Origin of the sequence: Streptomyces sp. NPDC048417, assembly GCF_040651615.1 — a bacterium.
In the GTDB taxonomy this organism is placed as follows: Bacteria; Actinomycetota; Actinomycetes; order Streptomycetales; family Streptomycetaceae; genus Streptomyces.
In genome coordinates this window covers 110,056-119,886 of sequence record NZ_JBEZKI010000004.1, presented here as the reverse complement: position 1 = coordinate 119,886, position 9,831 = coordinate 110,056, and the positions used below count along the sequence as shown (strand labels likewise).

9 protein-coding genes and 1 pseudogene are annotated in these 9,831 nt (G+C 69.5%); 4 read left to right on the top strand and 6 right to left on the bottom strand.

The window, feature by feature from the left end; all coding sequences use genetic code 11:
• The first annotated feature begins 400 nt into the window (after positions 1–400).
• The gene (locus AB0D59_RS07575; RefSeq protein WP_362562030.1) at positions 401–1,258 is read left to right on the top strand and encodes a histone protein; all 858 of its coding nucleotides are present in this window, start codon (positions 401–403) and stop codon (positions 1,256–1,258) included.
• Positions 1,259–1,261: 3 nt separating this feature from the next.
• Complete coding sequence (locus AB0D59_RS07570; RefSeq protein WP_362562027.1) at positions 1,262–2,230, top strand: SRPBCC family protein; 969 nt, start codon at positions 1,262–1,264, stop codon at positions 2,228–2,230.
• Positions 2,231–2,416: 186 nt separating this feature from the next.
• On the opposite strand, the pseudogene AB0D59_RS07565 reads toward AB0D59_RS07570, so the two are convergent.
• Positions 2,417–2,791: pseudogene (locus AB0D59_RS07565) on the bottom strand (NAD(P)/FAD-dependent oxidoreductase); the annotation flags it as partial.
• A 609-nt stretch (positions 2,792–3,400) separates the two neighbouring features.
• On the opposite strand from AB0D59_RS07565, the gene AB0D59_RS07560 reads away from it, so the two are divergent.
• A complete protein-coding gene (locus tag AB0D59_RS07560; RefSeq protein ID WP_362562024.1) occupies positions 3,401–3,574 on the top strand; it encodes a CsbD family protein in 174 nt (57 codons plus the stop codon).
• Positions 3,575–3,846: 272 nt separating this feature from the next.
• On the opposite strand, the gene AB0D59_RS07555 is transcribed toward AB0D59_RS07560, so the two are convergent.
• Positions 3,847–4,194, bottom strand: a complete 348-nt coding sequence (locus tag AB0D59_RS07555; protein WP_362562021.1) for a PRC-barrel domain containing protein — start codon at positions 4,192–4,194, stop codon at positions 3,847–3,849.
• Positions 4,195–5,023: 829 nt separating this feature from the next.
• Here AB0D59_RS07555 and AB0D59_RS07550 point away from each other — a divergent pair.
• Positions 5,024–5,749, top strand: a complete 726-nt coding sequence (locus AB0D59_RS07550; RefSeq protein ID WP_362562664.1) for a lysophospholipid acyltransferase family protein — start codon at positions 5,024–5,026, stop codon at positions 5,747–5,749.
• A gap of 61 nt (positions 5,750–5,810) precedes the next feature.
• On the opposite strand, the gene AB0D59_RS07545 is transcribed toward AB0D59_RS07550, so the two are convergent.
• The 4 genes from AB0D59_RS07545 to AB0D59_RS07530 form a co-directional block, all read right to left on the bottom strand.
• Positions 5,811–7,412 carry an alpha/beta hydrolase gene (locus AB0D59_RS07545; RefSeq protein ID WP_362562018.1) on the bottom strand — a complete coding sequence of 534 codons (1,602 nt, stop codon included), beginning with the start codon at positions 7,410–7,412 and terminating at the stop codon, positions 5,811–5,813.
• Positions 7,413–7,542: 130 nt separating this feature from the next.
• Positions 7,543–8,304: an urease accessory protein UreD gene (locus AB0D59_RS07540; RefSeq protein WP_362562662.1), complete on the bottom strand. Its 762-nt coding sequence runs from the start codon at positions 8,302–8,304 to the stop codon at positions 7,543–7,545.
• The gene (ureG, locus tag AB0D59_RS07535; RefSeq protein WP_362562016.1) at positions 8,301–8,981 is read right to left on the bottom strand and encodes an urease accessory protein UreG; all 681 of its coding nucleotides are present in this window, start codon (positions 8,979–8,981) and stop codon (positions 8,301–8,303) included. The genes AB0D59_RS07540 and ureG overlap by 4 nt, the downstream gene beginning before the upstream one ends.
• A 167-nt stretch (positions 8,982–9,148) precedes the next feature.
• Positions 9,149–9,826, bottom strand: a complete 678-nt coding sequence (locus tag AB0D59_RS07530) for an urease accessory UreF family protein (protein ID WP_362562013.1) — start codon at positions 9,824–9,826, stop codon at positions 9,149–9,151.
• Between the last annotated feature and the right edge of the window lie 5 nt (positions 9,827–9,831).

Below are 9,831 nucleotides of genomic sequence, written 5' to 3'. Positions count from 1 at the left end.
CGCCGCCGGCGGCCCCCGGGGGGAGCGGCGGGCCGGGGGGCGGGCCGCGAGGCGGCGGCGGCGGGCGCCCCGCCGCCCCCCGCCCCCCCCGCCGCCGCCCCCCCCCCCGCCGGATCGCCTCCGGGGTTCTGGTGCGGCCATGATCTCTCCGGTGGTCGGAGCCTGCGCCAAATTCCATCCACGAACACTATAATTTCATCACATAGGGACACATATCGCCTTTGCGTGGATGACTTCGCGGGGACCTGCCCGGTGGTTGCATGGTGTGTCCGCGACACAGCGGGCAGTGAGGGCACGGTGCGCGTGCGATCCGCTTTGAGTCTTCATCACGGGTTAGGGACCGGGGCGTTGGTCCGGACGCGGGCGTTTCCACCTGCCCTTTGTGAAGGGAAACCGGCTTATGAACGACACGACCAAGGTCGGCCTCGCCGCCGCCGTCGCAGCGGGCTATGTACTCGGACGTACCAAGAAGGCGCGCCTTGCCTTCGCCATGGCAACTTACCTCGCCGGCCGTCGCTTTGGGCTCGACCCACAGCAGCTGATGACGACCGGACTCCGCAAGATCGGTGATGTTCCAGGGGTCGCCGAGCTGAACGAGCAGGTGCGCGGCGAACTACTGGACGCCGGCCGCAAAGCCCTTGCAGCCGCTGCCGATCGGCGCCTCACCGACCTTGCCGACTCGCTCCACGAGCGGACGCAGCGCATTGGTCAGGAAAAGGACGAGGACGAGGACGGAGAGGACGAGTACGAGGAGGACGAGGAGGAGCCCGAGGAGGGCGGGGGGCGTTACGAGGACGAGGACGAAGAAGAAGCGGAGGAGGGCGAGGAGGAAGAGCCCGAGGAGGAGGAACCCGAGGAGGAACCCGAAGAGGAAGAACCCGAGGAAGAGGCCGAGGAAGAGGCCGAGGAGGAACCGCCACCGCGTCGCCGTCGGCGGACCGCAACCGCGGCGAGGAAGCGCCCGGACCAACCCGCTCCCCGTAAGGCGGCCGCGAAGAAGGCCGCTCCCGCAAGGAAGGCGGCACCGGCGAAGAAGACCGCGAAGAAGACCGCGGCGCACCGGCCCCCCGCCAAGAAGGCGGCGCCGGCGAAGAAGACCGCGAAGAAGTCTCCGCCTCCGGCCAAGAAGGCCACCGCGAAGCGGCCTACTTCCAAGAAGACCGCGACGAAGAGGACGGCCGAGAAGAAGGCACCGGCCAGGAAGACGGCCCAGGCGCGGAAGACCGCTGCCAAGAAGACGACCGCGCGGCGGAGGTAGGTCATGGCCGGCAAAGTGCATGACACCAACCACGAAGAGAGTTCGGGTCTGGACCTGCTGCGCGAAGAGCTCGTCGACTACCTCGGCGCCCAGATGGGACATCTCGTCGACAAGGCAGGGGACAAGCTGGGGGATGTCACCGACCAGCTCCTCGACGTGGCCGAGAACGGGGGAACGCTCGCCGGTGTCGGCGGTCGGATTCTCCAGGGCGACTCCCCGCTGAAGGCTTTCGCCGGTGAGAAGGCCAAGGGGCTCAAGGACAACGTGATGGGCAAGGTCAAGGGCATTTTCGGCGGAGGGAGCGGCGGCAAGGCCGGCAGCACCAAGGTCATGAACATCATCGAGGTGCTGGACGTGGGTGTCCCGATCCGCACGGCGTACAACTACTGGACCCAGTACGAGGAGTTCAGCGGCTTCACCAAAGGCGTACGCAGTGTGTCCAAGAACGACGAGGTCGCCAGCACCTGGAAGGTGAAGGTCGGTCCGTCAACCCGCGGCTGGAAGGCATCCGTTGAGGAGCAGGTGCCGGACGAGCGCATCGTATGGAGCTCCGAGGGCGCGAAAGGCACCACCCACGGCTGTGTCAGCTTCCACGAACTCACGCCCGACCTGACGCGCATCGTGCTCGTCGTCGAGTACTACCCGTCGGGCTTCTTCGAGAAGACCGGCAACCTGTGGCGCGCCCAAGGCCGTCGTTTGCGGCTGGACTTCAAGAACTTCCAGCGCTATGTCACGTTCGCCGACGAGGAAGTCGAGGGCTGGCGCGGAGAGATCCGCGACGGCGAGGTGGTCCGCAGCCACGAGGAGGCGCTGGAAGAGGAGGAAGCGGAAGGGGAGGCCGAGGGCCAGGAAGAGTACGACGAAGAAGACGGGGAGGCCCCCGAGGAAGAAGGGGAGGAAGAGGAGGAGGAGTACGACGAAGAGGAGCCGGAGGACGAGTACGACGAGGAGGCCGACGAGAACAAGCGCTGACGCGGCTCACATCTCGGCGGTTCAGCTCCCTTGGGCACGGTGGAGGAGGGTGTGCAGTCCGTAGGGCCGTAGCGCGGCTCGGGCGGCGTTCGCTCCGGGAGCTCCGTGGACTCCTCCGCCGGGGTGGGCGGCCGCGGAGACGAGGTAGAGGCCCCTTACGGGGGTCTCGGGCCGGCCGGTGCCGGGGACGCGCTCCCCGCACCGCACAACGCCGCCGCGGTGCCGCAGCCGGCTCACGAGCGCCGCGGTCAGGGCGCCCGCCCCGCCGACGGGGACCGGAGTGCCGTGACTCTGTCCGAGCATCGACATCAGCCAGCCGAATCCACCGTTGCCCACCGCCTCGGGGGCCAGGTCGGCGTGCAGGGCGTTCCCGGCCAGCAGCAGCCGTGCCCCCTCACCCCGGAACTCCTCGTCGCCCAGGCGGCGCACCGGCAGGGCGAGGTTCCGGGCCAGCCGCAGCCCGCCCGCGGCCCGGAACCTCGCCGCCAGCCGGAGCCCGGAGCGCACCGGAGGGAAAGGCGTGAACAGGGCCCCTACGAGGTCCTGCCCGACACGGCTCCATGCCTCTCCAGTTCCAGCTCACTTCCGGATTCCTGGTGACGGACCGTCGTCACCCCGTCCGCCGACCAGGGACCCAGCCGCACGGTGTAACGGAGCCTGGATCCGACAGCCGGCCAGGCCTGGTCGAGCGGCACCGACCTGGAGGGCCCCACCACCCACTCCCCGTAATGAGTCGGATCGGCCACCACCCCCCCATACCGCCTGCGGCGGACGCCGGATCAGCTGATGGTGGAGGCCACGGAGGAGCCCCTTCCACGGGAACGGACGATGTGCCGCACAGCCGCGTCACGCGGCACGGGCAGCGCCTGTTCTGCGTTCGCACCGGCGCTCGCCCGGCGGAGGAGCACCCGGGCACGGCCGACGTCCTCACCCGCCATGCGGTGTCACGCCCATGGTGCGCGTACGCGAATGCCCTCGCATCTTCACCCAGGCCGGATGAGAGTGCGGCGCGGCGCCCGCCGAGGGCCGGGGCGGCAGCTCAGGAGCGCCAAGCACTGCACCGTGCGGACTCGGTTCACCACACATTCAACGCCACCCCGTTTTACTGCCGCATAGGGGGTACTCGGAACGAGTGGACGATTTCCCATGGGCCTAGGAGAGTGAACGACAATGGCCGGAGGGCAGAAGGCAAAGGGCAAGATGGAAGAGACCACGGGGAAGGCCAAGGAGACGGTCGGCCGTACCGTGGGCAACGAGCGGATGGCGGCCGAAGGGCAGACCAAGAAATCGAAGGGTGCGGCCCGTCAGGCCAAGGAGAAGACGAAGGACGTCTTCAAGCACTGACAAGGCACTGACAAGGCACTGACAAGGCAGATGCTGAGCGGGATCCCATTTCGGGGATCCCGCTTTTTTGGCGGTCGTGAGCGCGGGCCACCGATTCCCCATGCCTGGCGTTCACCACGTCGAAATCGAAGTGGACACCGTGGTGGTTGACGTTCTCCCCCGGCAGGAGCGGGCGGATGATGTCCACCGCCTCCGCCGGACTGCCAGGGCACAGCGAAGGGCGGCCGCCGACAGAACGTCGGTTGCCGCCCCGGTGTGCTGCAAAGCGACGGTCAGGCTCGGTGGTCTCCGTAGTAGCCGCCGACCTGCTCGTGGTAGCCGGGGTCACCGGCGTGCTTGTCCTTGTCGAACTCGGGGGAGTTCTTGATCTCGTCCTTGGTACGGCCGACGTGGATCGTCCGCTCCGCGACGTCGATGGACGAGATGACACCGGCAGGAAGCAGAACCTGCTTGCCGAAGATCCACACTCCGGTGTCGACGACGATGTACGCGGCTCCGACGTCCTCGGAGTGCTTGTCGACCTTGCCGATCGAGCCGTCGCTCGCCTCGACCTTGAATCCGGTCAGGTCCGTCCCCGCCTGATGGCCCGACCCGGCCTGGTAACCCCACATGTCCGTCATACAAAACCTCCCCTTGTAGTGTGCGAATAACGAGGAAACCCGCCCTACGTTTTCTGTGGGCGTCCCTCGGTGGGTCGAGTGCCCACCGTTTTCCGTCCCACACCATTTTGTTTTCCGGTCTGGGCATCCGTCCGCACGGCGGCCGACGCCGAGGGGCAGCACGGTCTCGATCGAATCCGGCGCTACCGGATATCAGGGCGAGGAAGAAGTGCAGGAATCAACAAAGCCACGCCCATTCCCCCTTTTGAAAGGTTGTGGCTGTTGTGCGGCACGGGGCACAGGTCATCGGCCGCGCAGCATCATGACGACAGCGACGATGACAATGATGATGACGATGGTACCCAGGCCTATATACACGAGTTTCCCTTTCCTTGCGGGAGCCGGCACCCCCATCGGTGCCGCCGAGAGCCGGGTGCCCCCGTCAGAACCTTTCAGCCCGCTCCGGCGAGTCTGTTTCCCGCCGCGAAAACCAGGACGGGATCGACTACCGCGAGGATGGCCAGATATCGTCCTGCATCGACTGGGAGGAACGGCCGACCCGGCTGATCCCGCCGCCGAGGGGGTACCGGGCGCCTCGCACTGTGTCTCAGACGCTACGGACGCGTCACCCCTACGCGCACCGAAGCCCGCAAGGCGGCAAACTGTCGATCAGCACCGCACCGACGATATAACTGATGAACTGTCAAGTAAGTCAGTAGAGGGTCAGCACGGGGCCGACCGAACATGGCGACAGATGGCGACAGGCGCACCGGAGCCGGCCGCCTTGACAGCAGTACTGACCTGGGATGACACCGGCTCGCAGGAGAGCCGGCAAAGTGAGGGGCGAGCCGTGTTCTACTACCTGCTCAAGTACGTACTTCTGGGGCCGCTGCTACGGCTGGTGTTCCGGCCCCGGATAGAAGGTCTGGAACATGTGCCCGCGTCGGGCCCGGCCATCGTCGCCGGCAACCATCTCTCCTTCGCCGACCACTTCCTGATGCCGGCCGTCCTCAAGCGGCGGATCACCTTCCTCGCCAAGGCCGAGTACTTCACGGGTCCGGGGGTGCGGGGCCGGCTGACCGCCTTCTTCTTCCGCAGCGCCGGGCAGATCCCGGTGGACCGCTCCGGCAAGGAGGCCGGCCAGGCCGCGATCCGTGAGGGGCTCGGGGTGCTGAGCAGGGACGAGCTGCTCGGCATCTATCCGGAGGGCACACGCTCGCACGACGGCCGGCTCTACAAGGGCAAGGTCGGCGTGGCCGTGATGGCGCTGCGGGCCGGTGCCCCGGTGATCCCGTGCGCGATGATCGGCACCTTCGAGGCGCAGCCGCCCGGCAAGGTCATCCCGAACATCCACCCCGTCGTGATCCGCTTCGGCAAGCCCCTCGAATTCTCCCGCTACGCCGGGATGGAGAACGAGAAGGCGGTCCTGCGTGCGATCACCGACGAGATCATGTACGCCATCCTTCACCTCTCCGAGCAGGAGTACGTCGACGAGTACGCGGCCGTCGTCAAGGCCGGGCAGGCGGCGACGAAGGGGGCGAGGGAGCGCAAGTTCCCGCGGGCGCCGTTGAGTTGACCTGTACGACCGAGGGGCGGCGGGAGTGTTCCCGCCGCCCCTCGTCGCCGTTCCGGAGGGATTACGGCTGCGGTGTCGCGTGCGGCGTGCAGGTGACGTCCGCGCCGTCCACCTTCCCGGTGAGCAGGTAGGTGTCGACACGGCTGTTGATGCACGGGTTGACCAGACCGGTCACACCGTGCGAGCCGGCGCCCTGTTCGGTGATGAGACGGGAGCCCTTGAAGCGCTTGTGCAGGTCGACGGCGCCCGGGTACGGGGTGGCGGCGTCACGGGTGGACTGCACGATCAGCACCGGCGGCAGGCCCTTGTGGGTGGTGACGTGCACCGGGGTCTGCTGCTTGACCGGCCAGGTGGCGCAGGGGAGGTTCAGCCAGGCGTTGGCCCAGGTCATGAAGGGGTACTGCTTGTTGAGCTCGGTGTTGTCGCGGTCCCACTTGCGCCAGCTGGTGGGCCACTTGGCGTCGGTGCACTCGACGGCGGTGTAGACGGCATTGCCGTTCTCCGAGGTGATGTTGCCGGCGGTGTCGGTGAGGTCCGGGGCGGCCGCGTCGACCAGCGCCTGGGTGTCACCGGCGAAGTACTTGCTGAACACCGTGGCGACCGGGACCCACGAGGAGTCGTAGTACGGCGCGCTCTGGAAGAAGCCGATGAGCTCGGCCGGTCCGACGACCCCGCCGATCGGGTTCGCCTTGGCGGTGGCGCGCAGCTGGAGCCACTTGGCCTGGACGGCGTCCCGCGTGGTCCCCAGGTGGAAGGCGGAGTCGTGGGCGGCGACCCAGTCCTCCCAGTCCTTCCAGCGGCCCTCGAAGGCGACGTCCTGGCCCAGGTTGGCCTCGTACCAGATGTTCTCGCGCGACGGGTTGACGACGCTGTCGACGATCATCCGGCGGACGTGCCCCGGGAACAGCGTCCCGTACACCGCGCCGAGGTAGGTGCCGTAGGAGACACCGAGGTAGTTGAGCTTCTTCTCGCCGAGCGCGGCCCTGATGACGTCCAGGTCGCGGGCGGTGTTGGCGGTGGTCATCTGCTGGAGCATCGCCCGGCCGGTGCGCTCGGCGCAGCCGTCCGCGTACTGCTTGGCGAGCTTGCGCTGCGCGGTCTTGTCGGCCTCGGTGTCCGGTACCGGGTCGGCCTTGGGGGCCTTCACGAACTCCTGCGGGTCCTCGCAGGAGATGGGCGCCGAGTGGCCGACACCGCGCGGGTCGAAGCCCACGAAGTCGTACGCCTTCGAGGTGTTGACCCACAGGGGGTTCTTGGTGGTGACCCGGAGCGGGAAGCGCATTCCCGAGCCGCCCGGGCCGCCGGGGTTGTAGACGAGCGCGCCCTGGCGCTCCGCCTTCGTCCCCGTGTTGCCTATGCGGTCGACGGCGAGCTTGATCTGCTTGCCGTAGGGCTTCGCGTAGTCGAGCGGCACGCTGACCCAGCCGCACTGGACGGGCTTCGTCAGGGCCCAGTCGGCGGGGCAGTCCGCCCAGTCGATGCCCGCCTTGGCGGCATGCGCGGCGGCGACGGCCGCACCCCGCTGCTCGCGGTCCTGCCCGTGCCGGGCCTCGGCGCCGGCCGCGGGGGCCGCGAGCGCACCGGTGATCAGGCTCGCGGTGACGAGCGCCCCGGCCGAACCGAACGCCAGTACTCGGCTCCTCGATCTGAAGTTGTCCCTCAAGTGGGCCCCTCCCCGTACCTGGTTACGAATAGTCAGGGGAGATCCTTCCGGCTGTGAGCCTCCTGAGGACAGGGGGTGGCAGCCGTCTTTACCAATCCGATAACCGGACGATCGCGTCCCGCTGAGCGGATCAGCCGCCGAGGTGGCCCAACGCCTCGTCCAGCACCCGTCGAAGCCGCAGAGCATCGCCGGCCACCGCACTCACGAGCACGGCGGGCCCGGCGAGCGGAGTGAGCGCGGCGCCCTCCCCCAGCATCCGTGCCGCCACTGGCTCCGCCGCGAACTCCGGTCGTACGACGACGAGTTGTCCCACCGCGCGGTGTCCCGCCAGCACAGCGGGCCCGTCCCAGCCACCGGGCGCCCCGGGCCCGCAGGCCAGCTCCTGGTCGAGGAGCGCCTTGCCGGCCACGCGCACCGTGAGCCGGCTGGTGAGCCGCCCGGGCTCCTCCCCCACCCGACCGAGCACCTGCTCCTCCCGCAGCACCAGCCGGCCGCCCGCCCCGACGTCGACGCGGGTGGAGACGTACAGATCGCTCCCCTTGGCCGAGATCAACTGCTCGGGCAGCCACCGCAGTTCTGCACCGTCGGCGACGTCGAGCCGCACGTCGTACCGGGCCTCGCCCTTCAGCTGCCCCGGCAGTGCGATGGTCGCCGCGGCCGATCCGACCGACAGCCGGGCCGCTCCCTCCGCCCGGGCCTCGATCCCGAACCGGTCGCCGCCGAGCGGCCCGCTCATCGCCCCGACGATCATCACCCGGGCCTCGGCCCCGGTCCCCCGGGTACGCCGCAGCGCGAGCGGCCCCTCCCCCTCCAGCACGGGAAGCGAGGTACCGCCCCGCCCGTCGCCCCGGGCGACGATCCGTGCGTGCGCGCGCACCCCGGTGGCGGTCATGCCGTCCACGCGGCGAGCCGCTCCCGCACCCACCGGGCGACTTCCCCGACCCCGGCCTCGCTGCGCAACGACTGGAAGGCGACGGGCAGTTCAGCCCGCTGCGCCTTCGCGTCGGCGGCCATCCGCGCGAGATCCGATCCCACGTAGGGAGCCAGGTCGGTCTTGTTGACGATGAGCAGGTCGGCCGTGGTGACACCGGGGCCGCCCTTCCGCGGAATGTCGTCGCCTCCGGCCACGTCGATCACGAAGATCTGCGCGTCCACGAGCCCCTTCGAGAAGGTGGCCGTGAGGTTGTCGCCGCCCGACTCGACGAGGATCAGATCCAGCGGCCCGACCTCGTCCTCCAGGTCCTCCACGGCTTCGAGGTTGGCCGAGATGTCGTCCCGGATCGCGGTGTGCGGACAGGCCCCTGTCTCGACGGCGGTGATCCGCTCGGGCGGCAGCACGGCCTCCCGCAACAGGAACTCGGCGTCCTCACGCGTGTAGATGTCGTTGGTGACGACGGCGAGGGACAGCTCGTCACGCAGGGCCCGGCAGAGGGCCGCGACGGTAGCGGTCTTGCCGGACCCGACGGGCCCACCGAGCCCGATGCGCAGGGCACGCCGGGATCCGTCGGGACGACGGGCGTCGGCGCTGACGGCGGCAGGGCCGTGGTGGAGATCGTGGTCGAGATGCATGTACGGCTCCTTCGTGAGATCGGCCCGCTTCTCAGCCCGTCCGGCGTTCGAGGACGAGGCCGTTCGGGCCGAAGCGGGGGTCCGGGGGCGGCAGCCTCCAGGACGCGGGGGTCGAAGGGGGCACAGCCCCCTGGGCGGGACGGGCAGGGGCCGCGGGGGCGAGCCGGCTACGACGCGAACAACCGCACCGCCCACCCCGCATGCCACTCGGCCCCGATCTCCAGCAACGGCGCGGACGCGGCGGGCAGCTCGTCCGCCCCACCCCCCGCGGCCACCCGCCGCGCCGCCTCCACCGCCCGGTCCACCACCCGATCCACCTCGGACGCCAACCGGGCCAGCACCCCCGTCGCCTCGAACGGGTCCAGGCTCAGCAACCGCACCACCGCCGTGGCCGGCCCGCTCACGCACTCGTACGCCGCGCAGTAGGCCGCGTCCTCGGCCGAGAGCCCCGCGGCCCTGGCCACCACCCCCAACACCACCGGCTGATGAGCCCCCTTGGGGAACTCCTTTGCCAGAGCGTCGAGTTCGGCACCCGGCCAGGTTGCACGCGCGGCCCGCAGCAGCTGCCGCCCGAGCCTGCGCGCGACGCCCCGCAGCGCCGGCGACGGCGTCCGCGCGTCGGCCGCCGCGTCCAACTCCCTTACCTCCACACCGAGTACCGCGGCCGCGGCGAGCGCACCCGCCACCAGCCCCGCCGTGTGCAACCGCCCCCGGCAGAACTCCTCCAGATCCGCCGCTCCGGTGATCCGCCCGGCCTTGACAGCGGCCTCCGCCCCGCCGGAGTGCGCATGCCCTCCGGCGGGGAAGCGGCCGTCGGCCAGTACCAGCAACGCTGCCCGAGACATCAGAG

Coding starts and splice junctions, on each gene's coding strand:
- AB0D59_RS07575 (WP_362562030.1), top strand. CDS start 401: ATGAACGACACGACCAAGGTCGGCCTCGCCGCCGCCGTCGCAGCGGGC.
- AB0D59_RS07570 (WP_362562027.1), top strand. CDS start 1,262: ATGGCCGGCAAAGTGCATGACACCAACCACGAAGAGAGTTCGGGTCTG.
- AB0D59_RS07560 (WP_362562024.1), top strand. CDS start 3,401: ATGGCCGGAGGGCAGAAGGCAAAGGGCAAGATGGAAGAGACCACGGGG.
- AB0D59_RS07555 (WP_362562021.1), bottom strand. CDS start 4,194: ATGACGGACATGTGGGGTTACCAGGCCGGGTCGGGCCATCAGGCGGGG.
- AB0D59_RS07540 (WP_362562662.1), bottom strand. CDS start 8,304: ATGACCGCCACCGGGGTGCGCGCGCACGCACGGATCGTCGCCCGGGGC.
- ureG (WP_362562016.1), bottom strand. CDS start 8,981: ATGCATCTCGACCACGATCTCCACCACGGCCCTGCCGCCGTCAGCGCC.
- AB0D59_RS07530 (WP_362562013.1), bottom strand. CDS start 9,826: ATGTCTCGGGCAGCGTTGCTGGTACTGGCCGACGGCCGCTTCCCCGCC.